General features: G+C 68.2%; 19 protein-coding genes, 1 tRNA gene and 2 pseudogenes. 5 read left to right on the forward strand and 17 right to left on the reverse strand.

Annotation, left to right across the window (positions count from 1 at the left end; all coding sequences use genetic code 11):
- Positions 1–46: 46 nt before the first annotated feature.
- The 9 genes from rpmE to Sdagh_RS13340 form a co-directional block, all read right to left on the reverse strand.
- Positions 47–271 (reverse strand): 50S ribosomal protein L31, encoded by a 225-nt coding sequence (rpmE, locus tag Sdagh_RS13300; protein WP_019326867.1) that lies wholly within the window; start codon positions 269–271, stop codon positions 47–49.
- 168 nt (positions 272–439) lie between these two features.
- Positions 440–1,546 carry an LCP family protein gene (locus tag Sdagh_RS13305; protein ID WP_190077674.1) on the reverse strand — a complete coding sequence of 369 codons (1,107 nt, stop codon included), beginning with the start codon at positions 1,544–1,546 and terminating at the stop codon, positions 440–442.
- A 325-nt stretch (positions 1,547–1,871) separates the two neighbouring features.
- On the reverse strand, positions 1,872–3,944 hold the full coding sequence (gene rho, locus Sdagh_RS13310; RefSeq protein ID WP_189414960.1) for a transcription termination factor Rho: 2,073 nt from the start codon (positions 3,942–3,944) through the stop codon (positions 1,872–1,874).
- 407 nt (positions 3,945–4,351) lie between these two features.
- Positions 4,352–5,269, reverse strand: coding sequence for a homoserine kinase (gene thrB, locus Sdagh_RS13315; RefSeq protein ID WP_189414962.1), 918 nt, complete (start codon positions 5,267–5,269; stop codon positions 4,352–4,354).
- Between the two features lie 386 nt (positions 5,270–5,655).
- The gene (gene thrC, locus Sdagh_RS13320) at positions 5,656–6,714 is read right to left on the reverse strand and encodes a threonine synthase (RefSeq protein ID WP_189414964.1); all 1,059 of its coding nucleotides are present in this window, start codon (positions 6,712–6,714) and stop codon (positions 5,656–5,658) included.
- Between the two features lie 6 nt (positions 6,715–6,720).
- Positions 6,721–8,013, reverse strand: coding sequence for a homoserine dehydrogenase (locus Sdagh_RS13325; protein WP_189414966.1), 1,293 nt, complete (start codon positions 8,011–8,013; stop codon positions 6,721–6,723).
- Positions 8,014–8,165: 152 nt separating this feature from the next.
- A complete protein-coding gene (gene lysA / locus Sdagh_RS13330) occupies positions 8,166–9,557 on the reverse strand; it encodes a diaminopimelate decarboxylase (RefSeq protein ID WP_189414968.1) in 1,392 nt (463 codons plus the stop codon).
- A 132-nt stretch (positions 9,558–9,689) separates the two neighbouring features.
- Positions 9,690–10,763: an ArgS-related anticodon-binding protein NrtL gene (gene nrtL, locus Sdagh_RS13335; protein WP_190077675.1), complete on the reverse strand. Its 1,074-nt coding sequence runs from the start codon at positions 10,761–10,763 to the stop codon at positions 9,690–9,692.
- Positions 10,764–10,861: 98 nt separating this feature from the next.
- A complete protein-coding gene (locus tag Sdagh_RS13340; protein WP_190077676.1) occupies positions 10,862–11,332 on the reverse strand; it encodes a response regulator in 471 nt (156 codons plus the stop codon).
- A 115-nt stretch (positions 11,333–11,447) separates the two neighbouring features.
- On the opposite strand from Sdagh_RS13340, the gene Sdagh_RS13345 reads away from it, so the two are divergent.
- A tRNA-Arg gene (locus Sdagh_RS13345) sits at positions 11,448–11,519 on the forward strand.
- 239 nt (positions 11,520–11,758) lie between these two features.
- Here Sdagh_RS13345 and Sdagh_RS13350 read toward each other — a convergent pair.
- The 3 genes and pseudogenes from Sdagh_RS13350 to Sdagh_RS36975 all read right to left on the reverse strand — a co-directional run.
- Entirely contained in the window at positions 11,759–13,144 is a 1,386-nt protein-coding gene (locus Sdagh_RS13350; protein ID WP_190077677.1) for a tyrosine-type recombinase/integrase, read from the reverse strand.
- Positions 13,141–13,356, reverse strand: coding sequence for a helix-turn-helix transcriptional regulator (locus tag Sdagh_RS13355; RefSeq protein ID WP_226535346.1), 216 nt, complete (start codon positions 13,354–13,356; stop codon positions 13,141–13,143). Before Sdagh_RS13355 ends, Sdagh_RS13350 begins: the two co-directional genes overlap by 4 nt.
- A 128-nt stretch (positions 13,357–13,484) precedes the next feature.
- Positions 13,485–13,895 (reverse strand): annotated as a pseudogene (locus Sdagh_RS36975) (transposase); the annotation flags it as partial.
- A 502-nt stretch (positions 13,896–14,397) separates the two neighbouring features.
- On the opposite strand from Sdagh_RS36975, the gene Sdagh_RS13365 reads away from it, so the two are divergent.
- Positions 14,398–17,253: an NACHT domain-containing protein gene (locus tag Sdagh_RS13365; RefSeq protein WP_190077678.1), complete on the forward strand. Its 2,856-nt coding sequence runs from the start codon at positions 14,398–14,400 to the stop codon at positions 17,251–17,253.
- A 668-nt stretch (positions 17,254–17,921) separates the two neighbouring features.
- Here the strand turns inward: Sdagh_RS13365 and Sdagh_RS13370 are convergent.
- A complete protein-coding gene (locus Sdagh_RS13370; protein ID WP_190077679.1) occupies positions 17,922–18,251 on the reverse strand; it encodes a hypothetical protein in 330 nt (109 codons plus the stop codon).
- 306 nt (positions 18,252–18,557) lie between these two features.
- Between Sdagh_RS13370 and Sdagh_RS13375 the strand changes: the two are divergent.
- Positions 18,558–18,746 (forward strand): annotated as a pseudogene (locus tag Sdagh_RS13375) (hypothetical protein).
- Between the two features lie 286 nt (positions 18,747–19,032).
- Here the strand turns inward: Sdagh_RS13375 and Sdagh_RS13380 are convergent.
- From Sdagh_RS13380 to Sdagh_RS13390, 3 genes are read right to left on the reverse strand one after another with little or no spacing between them, the layout of a single operon-like run.
- Positions 19,033–19,332: a hypothetical protein gene (locus tag Sdagh_RS13380; protein WP_226535097.1), complete on the reverse strand. Its 300-nt coding sequence runs from the start codon at positions 19,330–19,332 to the stop codon at positions 19,033–19,035.
- Positions 19,333–19,336: 4 nt separating this feature from the next.
- A complete protein-coding gene (locus Sdagh_RS13385; protein ID WP_190077680.1) occupies positions 19,337–19,633 on the reverse strand; it encodes a hypothetical protein in 297 nt (98 codons plus the stop codon).
- Complete coding sequence (locus Sdagh_RS13390) at positions 19,626–20,174, reverse strand: bifunctional DNA primase/polymerase (protein ID WP_190077707.1); 549 nt, start codon at positions 20,172–20,174, stop codon at positions 19,626–19,628. Before Sdagh_RS13390 ends, Sdagh_RS13385 begins: the two co-directional genes overlap by 8 nt.
- 289 nt (positions 20,175–20,463) lie before the next feature.
- Between Sdagh_RS13390 and Sdagh_RS13395 the strand changes: the two genes are divergently transcribed.
- Positions 20,464–20,820: a hypothetical protein gene (locus Sdagh_RS13395; RefSeq protein WP_504967629.1), complete on the forward strand. Its 357-nt coding sequence runs from the start codon at positions 20,464–20,466 to the stop codon at positions 20,818–20,820.
- Between the two features lie 29 nt (positions 20,821–20,849).
- Here the strand turns inward: Sdagh_RS13395 and Sdagh_RS13400 are convergent, their stop codons facing one another.
- On the reverse strand, positions 20,850–21,782 hold the full coding sequence (locus Sdagh_RS13400; RefSeq protein ID WP_190077681.1) for an aminoglycoside phosphotransferase family protein: 933 nt from the start codon (positions 21,780–21,782) through the stop codon (positions 20,850–20,852).
- Positions 21,783–22,150: 368 nt separating this feature from the next.
- On the opposite strand from Sdagh_RS13400, the gene Sdagh_RS13405 reads away from it, so the two are divergent.
- A complete protein-coding gene (locus tag Sdagh_RS13405; RefSeq protein WP_190077682.1) occupies positions 22,151–22,816 on the forward strand; it encodes a hypothetical protein in 666 nt (221 codons plus the stop codon).
- Positions 22,817–22,837 lie beyond the last annotated feature (21 nt).

Consider the following 22,837-nt stretch of genomic DNA (forward strand, 5'->3'; position numbering starts at 1 on the left):
GCGCCCCGGGAGGGGGCGCGGCCGTGGACCGGCGATCGGCGGCTCGCTACTTCTTGGAGCCGGCGGCAGCCTTGCCGAAGCGGGCCTCGAAGCGGGCCACGCGGCCACCGGTGTCGAGGATCTTCTGCTTGCCCGTGTAGAACGGGTGGCACTCGGAGCAGACCTCGGCCCGGATGGTGCCGGACTCGATGGTGCTGCGGGTGGTGAACGACGCGCCACAGGTGCAGCTGACCTGCGTCTCGACGTACTCGGGGTGGATGTCGCGCTTCAAGGTGTCTCCTAGGTTCGGGAGGGCGCCGGGTCGCTCCGCGGGGTGCGGGGCGTGAACCGGGGCCGACGGTCCAGTCTGCCAGGACTGGCGCCATCCCCCAAAACGGGGGGTTGCCGTCTCTTATTCCCCGCGGCCCGGCGGGACTGGGCGCGCGGCTCCCCGCGTCCCTCAGGGGGCGCCCACCACGCCCTTGGCTCCACCGGCGGCCGTGCCCTCGGTCGCCGTCCTCGGGATCTGCCGGTCGGCCTTCAGCGCCGTCCAGACCTGCTGGGCCTTGGGCTCGTCCACCAGGACGCGGTTGGCGTCGGCCGGGTCGTACTGGACCGGCATCGTGACCATGTTCAGGTGGGCCGGGGTGATGCCCTTGAGGCCGCTCGCGAAGGACATCAGCTTGTTCACCGAGCCGAGGTCGGAGTCGGTCGTCACGGTCTTCGTGGCGGTGTCGGCGAGGTCGACGAGCTTCTTCGGGCTGCTGAGCACCCCGATGTCCTTGACCTGGTCGACCAGGGCCTTGACGAACGCCTGCTGGAGCTGGATGCGGCCGAGGTCGGAGCCGTCGCCGACGCCGTGCCGGGTGCGGACCAGGCCGAGCGCCTGCTCGCCGTCGAGCCGGTGGGTGCCGGCTTTGAGGTCGAGGTGGCTGTCGGGGTCGGAGATGTCCCGCGTGGTGGTGATCTCGACGCCGCCGAGTTCGTCGACGAGCTTCTGGAAGCCGCTGAAGTCGACCTCCAGGTAGTGGTCCATGCGCAGGCCGCTCATCGACTCGACGGTCTTCACCGCGCAGGCGGCGCCGCCGGTCGCGTAGGCGCTGTTGAACATCACGCCGCTCGCCGCGTCGTGCGTCCGCCCGTCGGTGTCGGTGCACTCGGGGCGGTCGATGAGGGTGTCGCGCGGGACGGAGACCACGCTGGCCTTCCTGTGGCCCTGGTGGACGTGCACGACCATCGCGGTGTCGGAGCGGGCGGTGCCGTCGTCGGTGCCGCCGCCGAGCTTGCCGTTGCCGCCGGCCCGGGTGTCGGAGCCGAGGACGAGGATGTTCTCGGAGCCGTTGTCGGCCTTGGCCGGCCGGTCGGTGCCGAGGGCCCGCTCGATGTCGACGCTGTGCAGGTTGCCGTTCAGCTTGAAGTACAGGTAGCCGACGCCGGTGCCGCCCAGCACCACGATGCCCGCGGTGGTCCAGGCCGCGACCAGCAGGCCCTTGCGGCGTCCGCTGCGGGGCCTGCGGCGGCGGCCCTTGCCCCGGTGGCGCGGTTGCGGTATCTGCTCGGCGGACATGTGCTCCTCAGCTCTCGTACGGCGGCTCTACCCCCTGCTGTCGGTACCGGGATGTCCTCACGGCACCATCGTCGCTCCGATCGGTCCGACGGAGAAACCGGGGACAGGGTTGCACGGGGCGATGTGCACGACTGGTGCCGTTCCGGTGACCGTCCGTGTGCGGATTTGTCCGGACACCCGCCGCTCACCTGGGGTTTCGTCCGTCAGGCGGAGGGGTCCTGGCCTACTGGCGCACGCCCTTGTGTGTGGGGAAGGTCTCCCGCACGCGGAAGGCCGCTCCCCGCGGCGCGGGGAGCGGCCTTCTCGGCTGGACCGTCGGACGACGTCAGTCGCCGTTGCCGGGCGTCGGGGTCGTCTTCTGGATCTGGAGCAGGAACTCGGCGTTCGACTTCGTCTGCTTCATCTTGTCCAGGAGCAGTTCGATGGCCTGCTGCGAGTCGAGCGCGTGCAGCACCCGGCGCAGCTTCCAGACGATGGCCAGCTCGTCGCTGCCGAGCAGGATCTCCTCCTTGCGGGTGCCGGACGCGTCGACGTCCACCGCGGGGAAGATGCGCTTGTCGGCGAGCTTCCGGTCGAGCTTGAGCTCCATGTTGCCGGTGCCCTTGAACTCCTCGAAGATCACCTCGTCCATGCGGGACCCGGTGTCGACCAGCGCGGTGGCGAGGATGGTCAGCGAACCGCCGTCCTCGATGTTGCGCGCGGCGCCGAAGAAGCGCTTGGGCGGGTACAGCGCGGTCGAGTCGACACCACCGGAGAGGATGCGGCCCGACGCCGGGGCGGCGAGGTTGTACGCACGGCCCAGACGCGTGATGGAGTCCAGCAGCACGACCACGTCGTGACCCAGCTCCACGAGGCGCTTGGCTCGCTCGATGGCCAGCTCGGCGACGGTGGTGTGGTCCTCGGCCGGGCGGTCGAAGGTCGAGGAGATGACCTCGCCCTTCACCGACCGCTGCATGTCGGTGACCTCTTCCGGACGCTCGTCGACGAGGACGACCATCAGGTGGCACTCGGGGTTGTTGTGCGTGATCGCGTTGGCGACCGCCTGCATGATCATGGTCTTGCCGGTCTTCGGCGGGGCCACGATCAGACCGCGCTGGCCCTTGCCGATGGGCGAGACGAGGTCGATGATCCGGGTGGTCAGCACGCCCGGGTCCGTCTCCAGCCGGAGGCGGTCCTGCGGGTACAGCGGCGTCAGCTTGTTGAACTCCGGGCGGCCGCGGCCGTGTTCGGGTGCCATGCCGTTGACGGAGTCGAGCCGGACCAGCGCGTTGAACTTCTCGCGCCGCTCGCCCTCCTTGGGCTGGCGGACCGCGCCGGTGATGTGGTCGCCCTTGCGCAGGCCGTTCTTGCGGACCTGGGCGAGGGAGACGTACACGTCGTTCGGGCCGGGCAGGTAGCCGGAGGTGCGGATGAACGCGTAGTTGTCGAGGATGTCCAGGATGCCCGCGACCGGGATCAGGACGTCGTCGTCGGTGATCTGCGGCTCGGCGGCGATGTCGTCGCGCCCGCGCCGGCCCCGGCGGTCGCGGTAGCGCCCGCGCCGGCCGCGCCGGCCGCCCTCGAAGTCGTCGTCGTCCTGGGGACCGTTGTTCCGGTCCTGACGGCCGCCGCCCTGCTGCTGGCGCTGCTGGCCGCCGCCCTGGTTCTGCTGCTGGTCGTCGCCCTTGTTACGGCGGTCCCGGTCGCGGTCCCGATCGCGGTCCCGGCCGCGTTCCCGGCGGTCGCGGCGGCGGCCCTCGCCGCCGTCGGCGTCGGACCGGCCGTCGCCGCCCTGGTGCTGACCCTGCTGGTTCTGGTTCTGCTGCTGCCGGTCGGGCGTCTCGGCCCGCGGCTCGCCCTTCGTCTCGGCGGCGGCCGGCTCGGCCTGCCCGGCCGGGCTGCCGGCCTCGGCGGTGGCGCGGCGCCGGCGGCGCTCGGCGGGGGCCTCGTCGGCCGGGGCACCGCCCTGGTCGAGCGGGGCCGAGAGCTTGGGGGCGGGCTGGCCCGGGATCTCGATCTGCTGCTGGGACGCGGCCTTCTCGGCGGAGTCGGTGGCCTTGGCCGCCTTCTTCCCGGCCTTCTGGGCCTTCTCCGCGGCGGCCTCGTCGCCCGTACGGGTCCGGGAGGTGGCGCGGCGCTTGGGCTTGGTCTCGGCGGCGTCCGCGGCCTGGGCGGGGGCTCCCCCACCGGCCTGCGCCTCCTTGATGACCTCGATCAGCTGGCTCTTGCGCATCCGCGCGGTGCCCCTGATGCCGAGGCCGGAGGCGACCTGCTGCAACTCGGCCAGCACCATGCCGTCGAGGCCGGTACCGCGGCGCCGCCGGGAGCCGGCACCGGTGGCAGGCGCGGAGGCGTCCGTGGCGGGCGCGGCAGCGGTCTCCTCGACACGTGCGCCCATCAGATCGGTGGTGTCGCTCACGAAGGGTCCTTCCCTGGAGCGGACGTCGGCCTGTCTGGCTCGGCGACCGGTTGTGCTGTCCGGCTTCGGTCCTTGCTGTGCGAACCGTGCCGGGGCGGTGGTCCGCCCAATCGGCGGAAGAGATATCTGGTGATGGCGCTTCCCCTGGCCGTAACACGCGGTATCTGTGTCAGGCGGCCTGGTCGCGCCGGTTCCGGAGCGTTTCCGGCCCGCTCAGTGTCGGTGGACGCCGTACTGCCCGCGTACGGCGTTCACCGCACAAGGCGGTGTGGGGGGCTCCCGGAAGAATGTCTGTCCCGGACGGGGACACGAGGCACCTCGCCATGGTGGGGTCGGGTGCAGACTTGAGATTAACACTACCGGATCCAACAAATATTCCCCCTCTCGAAATCCGGCAACCGTGTACGTCAGGGCGCGAGCGGGAGCACGCAGGCCCCCTGGAGATCCAGGTCGAGCCGGTTCGCCGCCCAGTCCTCGCCCGCCAGCGCCTCGACCTTGTCGGCGGTGCCGGCGTCGGCCAGCGCCATGACCGTGGGCCCGGCGCCGGAGATCACCGCGGGGACGCCGTCGCCCCGCAGCCGCTCGACCAGGGCCGCGCTCTCGGGCATCGCCGGTGCGCGGTACTCCTGGTGGAGGCGGTCCTCGGTGGCCGGGAGCAGGAGCTCGGGGCGCCTGGTCAGGGCCTCGACGAGCAGCGCGGCCCGGCCGGCGTTGGCGGCGGCGTCGACGTGCGGGACGGAGCGCGGGAGCAGTCCGCGCGCCGTCTCCGTCAGGACCGGCTTGCCCGGTACGAAGACCACCGGGACGACGGAGTCGGCGGGCTCCATCCTGATCGCGCGGGCGGCGCCGCGCTCCAGCCAGGACAGGGTGAAACCGCCGAGCAGACAGGCCGCTACGTTGTCGGGGTGGCCCTCGATCTCGGTGGCGAGGTCGAGCAGCGCGGCGTCGTCGAGACGGGCCTCGCCGCCTATGGTCACCGCGCGGGCGGCGACGATGCCGGCGCAGATCGCGGCGGACGAGGAGCCGAGGCCGCGGCCGTGCGGGATGCGGTTGGCACAGACGATCTCCAGCCCGCGCGGCTGCCCGCCCAGCAGGTCGAACGCGGTGCGCAGGGAGCGTACGAGCAGGTGTTTCTCGTCGCGCGGCAGCGTTTCGCTGCCCTCGCCCGCGATGTCGATGTGCAGCCCGGAGTCGGCCACCCGGACGACGACGTCGTCGTAGAGCCCCAGCGCGAGCCCGAGGGCGTCGAAGCCCGGACCGAGGTTGGCGCTGGTGGCGGGGACGCGCACCCGGACGGCGGCGGCGCGGAAGGCGGGACCGGCCATCGCTCGTTGACTCTCCTTGAGCTGCGTGATGGTCGAATGACTTCGATGAACCGACGAACATTCGATGACGTACGAGAACCCGGGGGCCGCCGCTGCCTGCCGAACGGGTGACCGACCACGACCCCGGCCGCTTCCCGACCGCGGAGACGGCGCGGCACCGCGGCATATGCGGCGGGCGGGTTCGGTACAGCCTATCGAAGGAAGGTTCTGTGGCGACATAGGGCGCACAGGAGGCGCACGATGCGTGTCGTAAGCCCCCCGTGCACCCCCTGCCATGAAGCCTTGCCCGGCGTCCGTCACCGGGGCCCCCGCGGGCCCCGTCAGGGGACTTCCCCCGGTCGGCGGCGCTTACGCCTGCCGATCCGGGGAACCGGTGTCCGGCCCGCTCAGACCAGGCCGAGGCGCTCGGCGGCCGTCGCGGCGTCGACCGGGACGGTGACCGGCTGCGGGGCGCCGGCGACGGCCCAGTCGGGGTCCTTGAGCCCGTTGCCGGTGACGGTGCACACGATCGTCTGCCCCGGGTCGACCTTGCCCTGCTCGGCGGCCTTCAGCAGGCCGGCCACCGACGCGGCCGAGGCGGGCTCGACGAAGACGCCCTCCTGGGAGGCCAACAGCCGGTAGGCACGCAGGATCTCACGGTCCGTCACCTCGTCGATGGCGCCGCCGGACTCGTCCCGCGCGGCGAGCGCGAAGTCCCAGGAGGCCGGGTTGCCGATCCGGATGGCGGTGGCGATGGTCGACGGGTCCTTGACGACCTCACCGCGCACGATGGGCGCGGAGCCGGACGCCTGGAAGCCCCACATGCGCGGGGTCCGGGTGCTGATCCCGTCGGCGGCGTACTCCTTGTACCCCTTCCAGTACGCGGTGATGTTGCCCGCGTTGCCGACCGGCAGGACGTGGATGTCGGGCGCGTCGCCGAGCATGTCCACGATCTCGAAGGCGGCCGTCTTCTGGCCCTCGATACGGACCGGGTTGACCGAATTGACCAGCGCGACGGGGTAGTTGTCGCTGAGCGCGCGGGCGAGGGTGAGGCAGTCGTCGAAGTTGCCGTCGACCTGGAGGATCTTCGCACCGTGCACGAGGGCCTGGCCCATCTTGCCGAGCGCGATCTTGCCCTGCGGCACCAGGACGGCGGAGACCATGCCGGCCCGCACCCCGTACGCGGCGGCGGAGGCCGACGTGTTGCCGGTGGACGCGCAGATGACGGCCTGCGCGCCCTCCTCCTTCGCCTTGCTGATGGCCATGGTCATGCCGCGGTCCTTGAAGGACCCGGTGGGGTTCGCGCCCTCCACCTTGAGGTGGACCTCGCAGCCCGTGCGCTCGGAGAGCACCTGCGCGGGCACGAGCGGCGTGCCGCCCTCGCGGAGCGTCACGACGGGCGTGCTGTCGGAGACGGGCAGCCGGTCCCGGTACTCCTCGATGATTCCGCGCCACTGGTGGGTCATTGCTGGTTACTCTCCTTCAACCCGCATGATGCTGGCGACACCCCGCACGGTGTCGAGCTTGCGCAGCGCCTCGACGGTGCCGCCGAGGGCGGCGTCGGACGCGCGGTGGGTGACGACGACGAGAGAGGCCTCGCCGTCCTTCCCGGACTGCCGGACGGTGTCGATCGACACCCCGTGCTCGGCGAACACCGTGGCCACCTGGGCGAGGACGCCCGGTTTGTCGGCGACGTCGAGACTGATGTGGTACCGCGTCACGACATCGCCCATGGGCGACACGGGCAGCGCGGCGTACGCGGACTCACCGGGCCCGCGTCCGCCGCCGAGCCGGTTGCGGCAGACGGCGACGAGGTCCCCGAGGACGGCAGAGGCGGTCGGCGCGCCGCCGGCGCCGGGGCCGTAGAACATGAGCTGTCCGGCGGCGTCGGACTCGACGAACACGGCGTTGTACGCGCCCCGCACGCCGGCCAGCGGATGGCTGAGCGGGATCATGGCGGGGTGCACGCGGGCCGTGACCGACCCCCCGTCCGCCGCCCGCTCGCAGATGGCGAGCAGCTTGATGGTGCACCCCATCTCCTTGGCGGAGGCGAAGTCGGCGGCGGTGACCTCGGTCATGCCCTCGCGGTGCACGTCGTCCAGGCGTACCCGCGTGTGGAAGGCGATCCCGGCGAGGATGGCGGCCTTGGCGGCGGCGTCGAAGCCCTCGACGTCGGCGGTCGGGTCGGCCTCCGCGTACCCGAGCGCGGTCGCCTCGTCCAGCGCCTCCTGGTATCCGGCGCCGGTGGTGTCCATGGCGTCGAGGATGAAGTTGGTCGTCCCGTTCACGATCCCGAGCACCCGGTTGACCTTGTCCCCGGCGAGGGACTCGCGCAGCGGGCGGATCAGCGGGATGGCGCCGGCGACGGCGGCCTCGTAGTACAGGTCCTTCTCGTTCGCGTCCGCGGCGGCGTGCAGCGCGGCACCGTCCTGGGCGATGAGGGCCTTGTTCGCGGAGACCACGGACGCGCCGTGCTCGAAGGCGGTGGTGATGAGGGTGCGGGCGGGCTCGATCCCGCCGATGACCTCCACCACGACGTCGATGTCGCCGCGCTTGACGAGGGCGGTGGCGTCGGTGGTCACGAGCGCGGGGTCGATGCCCGCGCGCACCCGGTCCGGCCGCCGTACGGCCACGCCCGCCAGCTCCACCGGTGCCCCGATCCGGGCGGCGAGGTCGGCGCTGTGCGTCGTCATGATGCGCGCCACCTCTGAGCCGACCACTCCGCAGCCCAGCAGCGCCACCTTCAGCGGACGCGTACGCATCATCCGACCTCGTTTCCTCTCACCGTGTGCGGTGGAACCAGTCTCACTCACCGGACGGACGTTTCTGCCCTTCGTCCGGATCGTGAGACATTTATTTCATTTGCGGGGGCCGGAGAGCACAAGATCTCCGGCCCTCTCCCCTTGCGCGGTCCGGCTCACCCGACGTCGAGACGGAGCAGGTCCTCCTCGGTCTCGCGCCGGACGATGACCCGCGCCGCGCCGTCCCTGACGGCGACGACGGGCGGGCGGAGCACGTGGTTGTAGTTGCTGGCCATCGATCGGCAGTACGCGCCGGTGGCGGGTACGGCGATCAGGTCACCGGGTGCCAGGTCGCCCGGCAGGAAGGCGTCCTTGACCACGATGTCCCCGCTCTCGCAGTGCTTGCCGACGACGCGGGAGAGCATCGGCTCGGCGTCGGAGGCGCGGGAGACCAGGGCGACGCTGTACTCGGCGTCGTAGAGCGCGGTGCGAATGTTGTCCGACATGCCGCCGTCGACGGAGACGTAGGTGCGGAGGTTCTCCAGGGGCTTGACGGTGCCGACCTCGTAGAGCGTGAAGGCGGTGGGCCCGACGATGGCGCGGCCCGGCTCGACGGAGATCCGGGGGACGCGCAGCTTCGCGGCCTCGCACTCCCGGCCGACGATCTCGGTCAGCGCCTTGGCGATCTCGTGCGGCTCGCGCGGGTCGTCGTCCCGGGTGTACGCGATCCCGAGTCCGCCGCCGAGGTCGATCTCGGGGAGTTCCACCCCGTGCTCGTCGCGGATGTCCTTGAGGAGCCCGACCACGCGGTGGGCGGCGACCTCGAACCCCGACATGTCGAAGATCTGCGACCCGATGTGCGAGTGGATGCCGATGAGTTCCAGCCCGTCGAGCCGGAGGGCCCGCCGCACGGCCTCGGCGGCCTGCCCGCCGGCCAGCGGGATGCCGAACTTCTGGTCCTCGTGGGCGGTGGCGATGAACTCGTGGGTGTGCGCCTCGACGCCGACGGTGACGCGGATCTGCACCCGCTGGCGCCGGCCGAGTTCCTGCGCGATGTGGGCGACGCGGACGATCTCCTGGAAGGAGTCGAGCACGATCCGCCCGACGCCGGCGTCGACGGCCCGGCGGATCTCCTGCGTGGACTTGTTGTTGCCGTGGAAGGCGATGCGCTCAGCGGGCATCCCGGCGGAGAGCGCGGTGGCGAGTTCCCCGCCGCTGCACACGTCGAGGTTCAGCCCCTCCTCGTGCAGCCAGCGCACGACGGCGCGGGAGAGGAACGCCTTGCCCGCGTAGAACACGTCGGCGTCCGGCCCGAAGGCGGTCCGCCAGGCGCGGGCACGGGAGCGGAAGTCGGCCTCGTCGAGGACGTAGGCGGGGGTGCCGTACTCCTCGGCGAGCGTCTTGACGTCGACGCCGCCGACGGTGACGACACCGTCCGCGTCCCGGCCGACGGTCCGCGCCCAGACCTTGGGGTCGAGGTCGTTGAGGTCGGCGGGCGGCGCGGAGTAGTGGCCCTCGGGGAGGACGTCCGCGTGACGGGGTCCGGCGGGGTGTGCGGATCGGCTCATGGCTCTGGGTGGCTCTCTCGGGGTCAGTCTGAGGTCGGTCTTCGATCGGTCTGCGTCGCTGTGCCAGCGGTCTGCTCGCGGTCTGCTCGCGGTCTGCTGGCGGTCTGGCTGGCGGTCTGTGACCGGTCGGGCTCAGAGGTGATCGGGTGCGTCGATGCCGAGCAGGGACAGGCCGCCGGCCAGCACCGCTCCGGCGGCTGCGGCGACAGCGAGCCGGGCACGGTGGGCGGCCGAGGGTTTCTCCTCCCCCAGCGGCAGCACCCCGGGCAGCAGCGGCAGCACGCCATCGGCCACCCCGACGAGATGCCGGGCGAGCCGGTCGGGAGCGTGGTCGCGGGCGGCGGCGGCGAGGACGCGGGGGTGGTCGGCGAGGGTGGTGAGGAGGGGGGTGGCGGCGGGGGTGGCGGTGGGGGTGGCGTCTCGATCGGCCTCGGGGCCGAAGCCGAGGTCGGCTGCGTTGCGCAGGAGGGCGCGGGTACGGGCGTGGGCGTACCGGACGCGGAAGAGGGGGTTGCTCTCCCGCTGGACCAGGTGCTCACCGCCGGTGAGCCGGGGCCGGTCATGGGGGGCGGGGTGGAGCATGGCCCACCGCCCGGCGTCCCGGCCCAGCGCGAGGACGGCCTGGGGGGAGGGGGCGGGGACGGGGTTCCTGGCGACCGGCACGGCGGGGTCCTCGGCGGTCCGCGGAGCGGTGTCGGCATCGATACCGAGTACGTCGATCCACTCCTTCGGGGGAGCGTCCTCGCAGCCGACGCGCACGCGTGCCCCCTGTGCCCGCAGCAACCGGGCGACACTGTCCATGACGACGAGAGCGCGGATCTCGCGCGGGCAGGAGAGCCGCACGACGGGCCCGCCCTCGCCCCCGGCGTGTCCGTACCGGGGTCCGCGGCGCAGCACCTCGTCGACGAGGGCGCCGGGCGCGGCGGCGTCGAGGGAGAAGTTGAGGAACCCGGGCCCGGTGACGACGACGTCGGTGATGCCGGCGGTGCGCAGGAGGTACGGCCGCAGTACGTCGGCGACGTCCCGGGGCGTCCGTCCGGCCGGCCGGGCGAGCTGGAGGGCGAGGTTGCTGGCGTAGTCCCCGCACCCGCCGGGCCCCGGAGGCCCGACCACCACCCGCTCAGGGACGGCCACGGCGAGTTCCCCGTCATCGACGGCACGGCGCACCGCGTGCAGCAGGGTGCGGGAGAGCTCGACGGGGGTCACGGGACCAGCGTAGGGGAGGAGGGGGGCGGGTAGGCGAACCGGTTTCGGGATGGTCCGGGATGTGGACGGGGCGGTCGTCTCCCAGGGGCCGCTATCCGCTATCCGGCCCGCTCGGCCCGCGGCGCGGACCCACTGCCCTGCTGCTCACCCTTCGCCGCGAGCCTGCGCACGACGCTGACCAGCTCGGCCGGCTCGAAGGGCTTGGAGAGGAAGGCGTCGACCCCGGCATCGACACCGGAGTCGACCTCGTACTGCGTGCAGGCGCTGATGATCGCGAGGGGAAGATCCCGGGTCCGGGCGTCCGCGCGCAGCCGGGCCGCGGTCCTGATCCCGTCGAGCCGCGGCATGACGACGTCCAGCGTCACGACGTCGGGCCGCACCTGATGGACGACTTCCAGACACTCGGCACCATCGGCCGCGGTCACGACCTCGAAGCCCTCCAGCTCGAGGTTGACCCTGATCAACTGCCGGATCACCTTGTTGTCGTCCACGACAAGGACCCGGCCCGACGCGCCTGGCACCCCTTGAGAGTAGGTCGGGACCGGCCATCGCGTCCGGGTTTTCCCCACTTCCACCCCGTGCGGGGAGCCTGACCCCGCTCCCCTGCCCCGCCGGCCCCCGGAAACCCGTTCATGACCACCCCCGCGGAGCTGGTAGTGTTCTACCCGTCGCCGCGAGCGACACGCCCCCGTAGCTCAGGGGATAGAGCAACGGCCTCCGGAGCCGTGTGCGCAGGTTCGAATCCTGCCGGGGGCACCTTGTATTGGGTGTCTGAAGACCCCGCCATCAGCGAGTTCGCTGAGGTCGGGGTCTTCGCGTATGTGCAGGCGGGTGCCGCCGGAAGCGGGCGTTTGCCAGTGATCACGTAATGACGACGTAATGATCTTGGGCGTCGTTCGCGCAGGTGAGGCGCCCTTTCGGACTGCTCACGCGGACGCGAAGAAGGCCCCGGAGCGCGTCCGCCCCAGGGCCTCCGAGCGAGGCGTGTACGCCTCTCAGGGCGTGCCGTCGTCCTCCCCCAGACCTTGCATGATCCGGTCGTTCATCTCCGCCTCCTGGCCGTCGATGCACTTGGCGTAGATCTTGAGGAGCACGTCCACCGAGTGCCCGGCCCGCGCTGCCACCTCCGGTGCGAGGACGCCGGAGTTGAGCCACTGGGAGACGCCGGCGTGCCGGAGGTCGTAGGGGCGGGCCGCCATCACGGAGTCGGCCTGATGCGGCAGGAGAGCCAGTTCCCGCGCTTGCTTCCACACGCGGGAGTACGAGGACGCGGCGATGACGTTGCCCCGCTCGCTGGAGAACTGCCGACCGTCTTCCGCCGTGCCGAACTCCTTGACGTGGTCGAGGAGCAGGCGGACGAGTGGGGGCGGGATGGGGACCGTCCGCACTTCGCCCGCTTCCCGTTGCTTGAGGCCCCGGCGGTCAGGCGCCTCCCCGGAATCCGTCCACGCCTTACCGGCTGTGGGCCGTGTCTCCGCCAGTTCGATACGGCCCCATCCCTTCTCTGGAAGCGTGCAGTCCGACCGGCGCAGGCCGAGTGCTTCACCGGGCCGCATGGCCGCGTAGTACAGGCATCCGAAGAACGCCCGCAGTCGTCGACCGCTCGCCCGGTCGTAGCCGCCGACGTAGGTGAGCGCGGTCAGCAGCGCCCGTGCCTGCCGGGGGTTGACCACCACCCGCCGGTCGACTTCCTGCACGGCACGTTTGCCCCGCTTTTTACGCACCTGAGAGAGCGGGCTGACGTTCAGGACGCCCAGTTCGACCGCGTACTGCAACACGTTGAAGACCACCGCCCGGCGACGCTGGTAGGTCTGTGTCGCGGCCGGCTTGCCGTCGAGGCGACGGGCCAGGGCGTCCACCAAGTCCTGTGCGCGGCTCCCTTCCGACAGTTCCGCCACCGGGAGGGACGCCTTGGACAGCCACGTCAGTGCGGCGGCGATCTCCTTGGGGCGCTCCCTCTCCCGACGAGGAGGAGGCAACAGGTACGACCGTGCCGCGCGGCGCAGAACTGCGGGCGCCGGCCGCCCGCGCACAGCCTTGACGGGAACCGCCAGGACGGTGGAGAGCGCATCGGTCATGCTGTCGCGCTGCTTCGCCGACGCCTCCGCCCACCGGGCATCCACGTACTTCACCGCCAGCTCTACGAAGCTGAGCGCGACCTTGCCGCCCCGAAGGGAGTCGGGCAGTCCGGTCACGGTGTCGAAGGCTTCGCCCTTGTCCGCGGCACGCAGGAGCTTGGCGCGGAAGCGGTCGGCGAGAGCCTTGGTCCTGTGCGACTCGTGGAAGGGCTCACCGTCGACCGACCAGCGCACGAGGTGGGTCGGCTTCTTGGCGGACCGGTTGACGCTCAGCTTCCAGATGACGACCTTGTACGACTTCACCGGACACCACCATCCGTGTCCTCCGCTCGCTCCTCCACCCAGGCATCGAGCGCGTCACGCCGGACGCGGAGTTCACCGTTCGGTAACCGGATGCAGGCGGGGGCGAGGTGGAGTTCACGCCAGCGGTAGAAGGTGCGGCGGGAGACGCCGCCCAGTTCCTCCAGCACTTGGCGCACGGTGAGCAGCTCGATACCGGTCCGGTCACGCGCCAGGGGGAACACCGCCCTCCCGTACCGAGGCCGCGAGGAGGGCGGCTTCCGGGGAGTAGCCGCGTCCGGCATACCGCCACTGGCCGACGACCGAGCGTGTCGGTGAGCAGGTGACGTTTGCGTCCGTTGATCTTCTTGCCGGCGTCGAAGCCCCGCGCGGCCAGGGCGACGGTGGCGTCCGCCTTCACCGACTGCGAGTCGATGACCGCCGCACTCGGCTCCTGATCACGGCCCTCGAAAACGCGGACGGCCTCGCGCAGCCGGTCGTGCAGCTCGGCCACGAATCCCGCATCCCGCATCCCGCATCCGGCATCCCGCATCCCGCATCCCGCATCCCGCCAGCGGACGAAAACGGCGTATACCCGTGGCCAGGGCGGAAAGTCCGACGGCATCGCCCGCCACTTGATGCCGTTGTCGACGAGGTAGCGGATCGCGTCGATCATCTGCCGGTGGCAGTAGCCCTCCGGCCGCCCGCCCCGGCCGGCCAGCCATCCCGGCACCGGCAGCAGGTCCCGCACCAGGATCCACTCGGCATCGCTCATGTCCGAGCCGTACCGGGGCCGGCGCCCCGGCCGGTCGGCCGCGTTTCCGAACCTGTGGGCGAGACAGTCACACCCAGGAGTGGACGGACTGGACCCGGCAACCGTGACCACGCGACACTTCGACAACAGGGCCTCTTGCTCCTCGCTGGACTCGACATCCGCGAGCTACCAAGAGGCCCTTCTTCCATGCATCGGCACCGGCCGACTCACCCGAACCAGGCCCCTGTTCGAACCCCACCCGGCCACCCGAGCGGATAGAGAACAGCCAGTAAGATCATGGCCCCACCGTCGTGCTTTAACGGGCAGGTCCACAGACTGCCCGACGCGCCGGAAGCTTACGAGGCCATGATCACTCGCCCCAAAGCAGCTCCAGCCCAAAGCCGCTCCACCGCCCACGTGTGTTGCTGACCCGACACAGGCTGCCCGACGCCATCGTCCTCCAACGCCTCGAGGATGAGGTGAACACGCCCCGCAGACCCGCCACTAACGGCATGATGCCACTGTGGACTATGACCTGACGCGCCTCGGCAGCCGCGAGTTCGAACACCTGGCGCAGGCCCTTGCGATACGGATCTTGGGTCCGGCCGTTCAGGCTTTCGGTGACGGCCCGGACGGTGGGCGTGAGGCAGAGTTCCACGGCGAGCTACAGTACCCACTTCCGGACCCCGAGGGTCCATGGAACGGCCACGGCGTCTTGCAGGCGAAGTTCTTGCAGCGGCCGCGCGGTACGACACATGACACAACTTGGTTCCTGAACTTGGTTCGCGCCGAACTACGGCAGTGGGCAAACCCCCAGTCGAAGAGAGCCCGCAAAGGCGCCCTACCCGAATATCTTCTCTTTTGTACGAACGTTGTTCTATCGCCAGATCCCGAAAGTGGAGGAATCGACGCATTCAAGCGCATTGCAGACGAATTGATCAAAGAGTTGCAATTGCCGATCCATGACGTTCGAGTTTGGCATTTCGATCAGATTTGCCGGTATCTAGATATCTATCCCGCCATTCGTCAAACATATAGCGGCCTCATTACCGCCGGTGATGTGCTTTTTCGCTTGCGCGAGATTTTTGAAGGAACGGTAGGAGATCTCGGTGAACTGCTCGCCAATCACAGTAGTAAGGAGTTGGCTACCGATCAATGGGTGAGGCTAGGGCAGGCCGGGGAAGCAGACAACCAGCGGCTTCCACTGGCTGAGCTCGCGGTAGACCCTACTGCCTCCTACACGACCTCCGACGGGACACACGAATTTGTCGCCGTAGTGAAGCACATAATTTCCCACGGCGACACAGTGTTGAGCTCAAGAGGGACTTACGATGGACCTCGACATATCGCACTAATTGGCGGCCCAGGGCAAGGAAAATCAACCGTCGGGCAAATCCTATGTCAAGCCTATCGAGCGACCCTACTTGGGGACGCGATGGACCGACTAGATGACGAGACGAAGGAAATTTTAACTACCTTCACTGACGAGATGCAGAGGATAGGTCTGAGTGCTCCTGCCGCACGTAGATGGCCGATCCGTATCAATCTCAGCGAATATGCTGATGCTGTAGCAGGCGGTGAGATTGTCAGCATTCTTCGATATTTGTCGGAGGTGATTAGCCGGAGAACACCCGATATCACCGCCGGCCAACTGCGCTCCTGGTTGCGGGCATGGCCATGGCTCTTGGTTCTTGACGGTTTGGACGAGGTGGCATCTACGCAAGCCCGTGGCACCGTTATGGAGCGAGTAAACGACTTCCTATTGGAGGCCGCGTCAGTAGATGCAGACCTTTTGGTTATCGCGACGTCGCGCCCACAAGGGTACAGGGAAGAATTCTCTCCACAGCGGTACGTTCATATGCGGCTGGAACCCATGGCAGCAGAAGACGCCGTCTCATACGCGGCGCAACTCGCGCAGCTACGCCATCGAGGAGATCCAGAGACGGCCGAACGTGTACTGCGGAGACTGGAAGAGGCTGCAGAGGAAGACTTGACGGCGCGCCTGATGACGACTCCGCTTCAAGTCACAATCATGGCTATTCTCCTTGAGCGGCGTGAACGCGTACCCCAGCAACGATATCGCCTTTTCTACGACTATTATCAGGCAATCTATAACCGTGAAGCCGGTAAAAGCGGACCAACCGCCAGGCTAATTGATGATCACCGAAACGCTATTAACTACCTCCATGAGCGAGCCGGATTACTCCTTCAGGTGAAGTCTGAGAGAGATGGAGAATCTGATGCCTCTCTGTCGCGTGCCGAGCTATTCAATATCATTGAAACCCACCTAAGAAGTGAAGGCTTCGATGACGCAGCCAGCAGTGCACTGGCGACTCGCATGGTCGACGCAGCCATGCGTCGCCTAATTCTATTGGTTCCTCGCAAGCAGGATAGCGTTGGATTCGATGTGCGAAGCTTGCAAGAATTCATGGCGGCGCGCGCTATGGTTTCGGAAGACTCGGAGGAACTCAGTGTCGTATTGACTGCAACTGCGGATTCCGCACACTGGAGAAATACATGGCTTCTAGCAGCGGGACAGGTTTTCCATGAACGGCCGAGTCTCAGAGACAGGCTGATCGTTCTGCTTGACGAGATTCAGGCGAAAAGCGAAATCAGCCTCTTCACCAAACCTGGCTCATCTCTAGCAGTCGGTCTACTTTCAGATGACGTAGCAGCGCAAGCTCCGCGTTTTCTTCGCGCTCTGACAAAAATAGCCCTAGAGCTACTGGAAGAGCCACTAGACGAAATCGAAAGCATCGATCTTTGCGAAGCCCTCTGGAATGTTGCTGGTTCCGATATTGCATCCCAGAGACTCATCGAGCGGGTAGTGGATAGGAACGTAGAAGCAGGCGGCTACAGGGCAGCCAATACGCTGGCTACGCTGGGGGCTAATTGGGAGCACAAATCTGGCCCCCTTGCCTACCAAGTACGCAAGATAGTGGAGCGAGCTAGCGGAAATCAGAACGAATTGGCGTATCTTCTCGGCAGTAAAGTCATGTGGCCGCGCTATCTAGTGGACGCGATTAACAGCGGGTCGATCGATTTCGAGCAACGCCCCCTCCTTGAGGTGTTAAAACCCTACCTGCGACCCTCCGCATGGGAGCGATTCAACAGAGTTTATGAGGGAATGTTCGATGGGGATTTCCTAGGGTTTATGAGGGTGTCCACCGGACACTATGTCGCCCTCCAGTATCAGCACACCGTGGTGACCAAAAACGCTGTGTCAATCTTGTCTGCGCCTCAAGCAGCTGAAGAATTGGTTCTTGCGGCGGAGGCCCTTCCAGTCGAAATGTGGCAACTAAAACATCAGATCCGGGTGATTCTCCAGAGGGCCCAGGAACGCGAGCCTGTCAATTTGAGTTCGATTGCGTTGCCGTAATCGAGCACGGAGTTAAAGTGGCTTTTCATCGACGGAGACCCACTCGCAGCGGCGTCTGTGGAAATGGTCGACCGGCCAGAGGAGTAGGTCCATTCCTCAATGACCCAGGCATCGGCCGCAGTTGAGCGCCAGGCGGCGTACCCAGGTGGCATGGTGGCCAGCTGGGCAAGCGACGGGTCCGAGTCCACGACGTGCTGGAGGTGGAGGACCGATGAGTCCACCGCTGGGATCGTGTACGCCGTCGCTCACGAGCCGGGCATCCTCGTCATCGTGGACCACGGTCAGGGCCGGGGAGTCCCCTGCCGAGACGGTCCTTTGGATGATCGCGAGCAGGCCTTGGGAGAAGACCTCACTTCAAACGGCCGGCTCAGCTCAGGCTGCATAGATCCCATGCGGGTGCTTCTGCATACAGCGGCGAAGTACAGCAACCACAGCAAACGCACCGTTCAGCAATGGTCGCTACGGGCTCAACTTCGGCCGGTATGACCGTGACCGACCATTCTCTATCGAGCTACGGATCAGTAGGCCTGTGACATCCATGGCTGACATCAACGAAGCCGGACGGGGGCGTACACCAGCGCCTCTGTCCGGCTGTCGCTCCAGTCGCCGACCGCGGCCAGAGCGGGCCCGGATCAAACTCCTAAAGCGGTGCTCACCCTCTACACCGCTCAGGAGGAGGACGTGAAGCCGGCGGACTGGTCGAGGTGGAACGCGGAGCCCGAAGCCGCCGGAGTCCACCCCCTGTGCAGGGCAAGCTGAACGGCCGCGGCAACACTGGATGGCAGTACAGGCTCGACCTCGCGACCGATCCAGTTGCTCGGATGCGGCTGGTCGGTGGTGACCACGAGCGTCATGCCCGGGGTGTCCGCATGCTCGACCGCGTACGTGCACGGCGACCAGGCCAGCCCCTGGGAGTACGTTGGTCGGCCTCGCAGGCGCCAGCGGTAGGCCGTACCGTCGACAACGATTCGTCGTGAACCCTTGCGGACCAGTGCCATAACTCCCCCTTCAACAGCAACGATGCTAGCGAGCCCGGCCCCGCCCTCCGTCTCAGTTTCCGTCTCGTTCAGCGCCGTTCACGGCCGTTCAGAGGAGACCGAAGCCCGTAGCCGCTCCAGCTACCGGCCGTTCATGAACGCAGGTGAACGGCCCTGTACGCGGCACTGCGAGGCACCACCGCAGTTGGAAAGCGTGTGGGGCGGCAGCTGCATACTCGCTCGCCGGTTGGTCACAGCCCGCGTATGGTCGCGCGCCGGGGATAACTCGCTGAGGGACGGCACGAGGGTGTGCCGGAAACGGGGACCGTGAGCAGGAGGCGCTACGTCGCCCGGGGCGTGCCGGGTGGATACCGGATCTGGGACAACCGAGGACATTGATGGTGGGGCGATCTCTACGAGTTGTGCCCTGACGATCTCGTGGCCGAGCTCAACGGCCATGCGGACCACGCACGGATCACTGCGCTGATGAAGCGCTATCGGGCGCAGAAGCGGTAGGTGGCTCCGGAGCATGGATGACGAGCGCACGCACCACAACCGCACCAGAATGGGCGGGGAACAGCGGGAAATCATGGGGAATGCAGCCGAGCCCGACGGGGCCGCGCCCCGACCATTCGCCCAGTTCAGCGCCCGAAGCAACCGCAAATGATCGCAGCTTCCCAAGCTGATGGCCCAAACGGCGCTGTGGTCTGCTGCGCGTCCGGACTGCGGCGCTGGGGCGCCGGTCCCGGCCGGGCAGCAGACCACTGGCCGCTCAGCCACAGAGGAGAAGGCTCCGAATCGTTCAGTTCCGGGCACTGAGGTGAGGGCGTGCCTCGCGCTCCTGTGCCGCAGTGCCGGCTTCAATAAGCTGTGCCAGCAGTAGCGCGGCGTCAGGGCGTACCGCACCGAGTCGGACCAGGCCGTCACCCCACACGTTCACGTCAGCTGCGAGGCCCGGAAAGTCGGTATCCAGCCCGAGCACCGTCAGCTGCTCGGCCAAGCTTTCGGCGCCGTGTCGGGCCTCTGCCCAGCCCCGGACGTAGTTCACGCCGACTGTCAGGTTCTCGGCGCGAGGGGCGATGACTCCATGCCGGTCCGTCATCAGGTCACTCCCCCGGTTCGTGGTCGGCTTCAGTGGACGGGTGCGGCACGGCCGCGCTTGCCAGGGCCAGTCTCAGCAACTCGGCCAGGTGCTCCGCCGTGGCCGGCGAGATGCGGCCCAGCTCGACCAGGCCGTGGCCGAAGGCGTTCAGGTCGGCGCGCAGGTAAGGGAAGTCGCGGTCCATGCCTGCCCGTACGAGAGCGTCTCGGAGGGCTGTGGTCGCGTTTCGTGCCGCGTACCAGTCGTCCGTGTCCAGCGGTGACCAGTGCGCTGCATCGAGGTGGTGAGAAGGGTCAGGCACCGGGGACCGGCTCCTCCGGGTAGGCGGCCACCGCGTCGGCGGGGGAACTGAACTTCTCTCCGTAGCGGTCGACGCGGGCCAGCAGTTCTGCCGAGGCCCCCAGTACGGTCGCGAAGGCGATCGGGCGGCATGGGTTCGCTTCCGGGCGTCGGATCGGGGCACGGAGCCACTCGTACCGGTCGCCGTTGAGGGGCATCGGGCCAGGCACCACGACCACCGAGTCACTGCTCAGGTACCTGTAGTCGACCGGCCTCTTGGCTTCGCGCCTGATGAAGTACGCGAACCAGTACCAACTGTTGGAGGTCAGGAAGAAACCCACCCTCCGTGCCTTGTGGTCGATCATGATCGGTCCGTGGGGCAGGTCGTGGCGGGTGAGTTGGTCGAAGGTCTCCATCCCGAGGCGTTGTTCGACCGACACCACGTCGAAGAGTCGGCCCGTGGGAAGCATGAGCGGGAGGCGCGGGTCATCCGCCCACCGCGCTCGGCACATCACCGGGTCACTGGCTGCTGCCGACAGCCATTCGATGCCTCTCCTGGTCATCGTCTGCACGTCATCTCACCTCGGGTCAGCTAGCCCACGGCCCTTCTGCCGCAGTGCCAACAGACTTCCGGGCACGGCGCTCACCTGGGCAGATGACGAGAGGTGACGGGGGATGACGGTCATTCGCGTGTCGCGTCATCCCCTGTCAGCTCCGATGGCGATGGCGATTTGTGTTCACCACTGCCAACGGGAGCAGCAAAACGCGTAAGTTCGGATGAGACAGAACTTCACACCACTCCCCTTGCACGGTACGAGGAGGGAAGGGCCACGTCTCCCATTGAGCCCGTCCATGAGCGGTTACGACAGTTCCGAGCGGAACGCGGCTGGAGTCAGCCGCGTCTGGTGCGTGAGCTACGTCGAGCAGCGACGAAGCGCGGGCAACGTACGGAGTGACTTCTTCGCCACGATGGTGCTGGCCGACGCTCATCTTCGTGCCGGCGACGTCGAGGAGGCGTGCAGGGTTGCCCTTGACGCGTTGGATCTCGGCGAGCACCTGAAATCCGCGCGGTGCGTGAGCTACCTGGCTGAGTTCCGCTCGAACCTCTTCGCTGCCGGGGACAACGCGGCCTCTCGGGTCTTCGCGGAGCAGGCTCGCGAGCATCGGCTATGGGTGGCTACGGAGGCCGGTCGGTCGGCCGCTCGCTGAGTCGTTCATCGGGCGCGCAGCCCGCGCGCTCAGAAGGCGCCCCATGTGTCGCGTCCTTCGCCCGTTCTGAGGGACCGCATGCGCTTCTCGAACTCGGCGGCGAAGCGCTCGCTCGTCGCGGCCTGGTGGCCGACCCAGGCCACCATCATGAGTTCCCGGAAGTCGGCGAGGGTTTCGTAGCCGGGCCAGTTCATGAGGTCGAAGCCGTAGTGGTGGACGAAGGTTCGGTATTCCTCCTGCGAGTGCCAGCCGTAGCGGTCGTAGTACATCGCGGTGAGGATGAGGTCCCACTCTCGCGGGGCCAGGGCGAAGCCGTCGAGGTCGATCAGTACGGCGTGTCCGTCACGGTGGCGGAGGACGTTCCCGATGTTCGCGTCACCGTGGATCAGGCCGAAGGGGAGGACGAAGTCCAAGCGGTCGTACACCTTGCCCACCTCGGTCGCACGCTCCTCCAGGAACTCCCTGTCTCGGTCAGCGATGCCGTCCAGGGTCGTCAGGGACGCTGCCAGCTTGGCGTGGGGGTCGAAGTACGGCAGGCCGAGGTGTTCGGGCTCCTCCAGCCAGTGAAGGCGTTTCAGGAGGTCGGCGAGTTCGCCCAACGTGGCGTACTCCTCCCGGTCCTGAACGCTCTCCCAGAAGGTGACGACGCGGCCACCGACGACGGTGGGTTGGGGGACGTTCTGCGGCACTCGGTTGGCCGGAAAGTCCGACGCCTCCAGCCAGCGGGCGACGCCGACCGCGCGTTCCATCTCGGGGAGGGCGGTACGGTCCTGAGCGATGCGGACGATGATCGGGGCCGAGGACAGCCGGTACACAGCGTTCGAGCCGAGGCGGAGGAGTTCGGCGCCCGTCGGGTCGAGGCCGGCGGCGCGGCAGGCGTCCCGGAGGACGTAGGCCGTAGCCTCCGCCGTGAAAGCCGTCTCGTCGCCGTTTTCCGGTACGCCGTCGCTGCCCGAGATCATGCGTCCGACCTTACGGGGCGCGTCCCAGGGCTGACAGGCCACCTGCGTAATAGGGACGTAATGATCTTGCTGCGGGTGGCTGGCTAGGAGGCTCCGGCGCAGGTCAGAGGCCCAGGGCGCCGTCAGTCCACCCGGCCTCCGGAGCCGTGTGCGCAGGTTCGTGGCCTGCCGGGGCGCCTTTCGTCAGGTACCTGAAAGTCCTGCGGCTTGGCGGAGACGCTGAGGATGGGGTCTTCGTAGATGCACCGGCGGGTGTCGCCCGGAGCGGCGGTATGCCGGGGGCTGGGGACTGGGCGTGGACGGTGACTTGCAGTCCGCTGTGGCGGTGTCCGCCGGGCAGGAACGGATACCTGCGCTTGGATGGGTGGGTGCCCATTCATGACGTTGCTCGACACCTGCCCGAGATTGCGGTCCTACGTGAGCACTGCCGCTCCCTGGCCGTCCTGGAGGCAGTCCTGAGTCCTGGGTGGGGGAGCCGCCGCCACTCCTTCGACGAACACTGGTCCGGGACGGCGTCGTTGGCTTCGATGCGGAACGGGGCGGGCGACGAGTACTCGATCGTCTTCTCGGCCGCGGGCGCCTACGTGCGGGGTTTCGATCATGAGTCGCCGATGAGTCCCTATGCGGAGGACGGGCCATGGCCCGGAGTGCTCGACGAGGTTCCCGAGGTCTTCCGGCCGTATGCGGAGGAGCCGGCGTTCTCCGATGAGGACGGCATGCCTCTCGTCACGGCCTGTACGTGGCGGGAGGCGACCGACGACCACTGGAAGGCAGGAATGATCGACTTCCCCGATGCGGCAACAGGGGATCCGGACGGTGCCGGATATCTCTTCCAGCTGTTGGTGGATCGCAGCTCGGAAGCTTTTCAGCGATGGGCTGAGGACTACTACGAGGTTCCGGTCGACTTGGCAGGTGTTCGTCACGTCTTCTCTTCCCAGCCGCTGACCGAAGAAGTGGTCCGCGCGTTGAACTCGGAAGTCGCCCTGGCGGACCTCCTGAAGGACATCGCGGAGATCGGCTATCCGACGAGCTGAGACGCGGAGCAGCGTCTTCTC

The sequence above is a fragment of the Streptomyces daghestanicus genome (assembly GCF_020521275.1).
Taxonomy (GTDB): Bacteria; Actinomycetota; Actinomycetes; order Streptomycetales; family Streptomycetaceae; genus Streptomyces; species Streptomyces griseoviridis.

Bases quoted from the DNA above. Each gene is read 5' to 3' on its own strand.
- Sdagh_RS13305 (WP_190077674.1), bottom strand. From the start codon at position 1,546: ATGTCCGCCGAGCAGATACCGCAACCGCGCCACCGGGGCAAGGGCCGC.
- thrB (WP_189414962.1), bottom strand. From the start codon at position 5,269: ATGGCCGGTCCCGCCTTCCGCGCCGCCGCCGTCCGGGTGCGCGTCCCC.
- thrC (WP_189414964.1), bottom strand. From the start codon at position 6,714: ATGACCCACCAGTGGCGCGGAATCATCGAGGAGTACCGGGACCGGCTG.
- Sdagh_RS13325 (WP_189414966.1), bottom strand. From the start codon at position 8,013: ATGATGCGTACGCGTCCGCTGAAGGTGGCGCTGCTGGGCTGCGGAGTG.
- lysA (WP_189414968.1), bottom strand. From the start codon at position 9,557: ATGAGCCGATCCGCACACCCCGCCGGACCCCGTCACGCGGACGTCCTC.
- Sdagh_RS13370 (WP_190077679.1), bottom strand. From the start codon at position 18,251: ATGGCACTGGTCCGCAAGGGTTCACGACGAATCGTTGTCGACGGTACG.
- Sdagh_RS13380 (WP_226535097.1), bottom strand. From the start codon at position 19,332: ATGACGGACCGGCATGGAGTCATCGCCCCTCGCGCCGAGAACCTGACA.
- Sdagh_RS13390 (WP_190077707.1), bottom strand. From the start codon at position 20,174: ATGACCAGGAGAGGCATCGAATGGCTGTCGGCAGCAGCCAGTGACCCG.
- Sdagh_RS13395 (WP_504967629.1), top strand. From the start codon at position 20,464: ATGAGCGGTTACGACAGTTCCGAGCGGAACGCGGCTGGAGTCAGCCGC.
- Sdagh_RS13400 (WP_190077681.1), bottom strand. From the start codon at position 21,782: ATGATCTCGGGCAGCGACGGCGTACCGGAAAACGGCGACGAGACGGCT.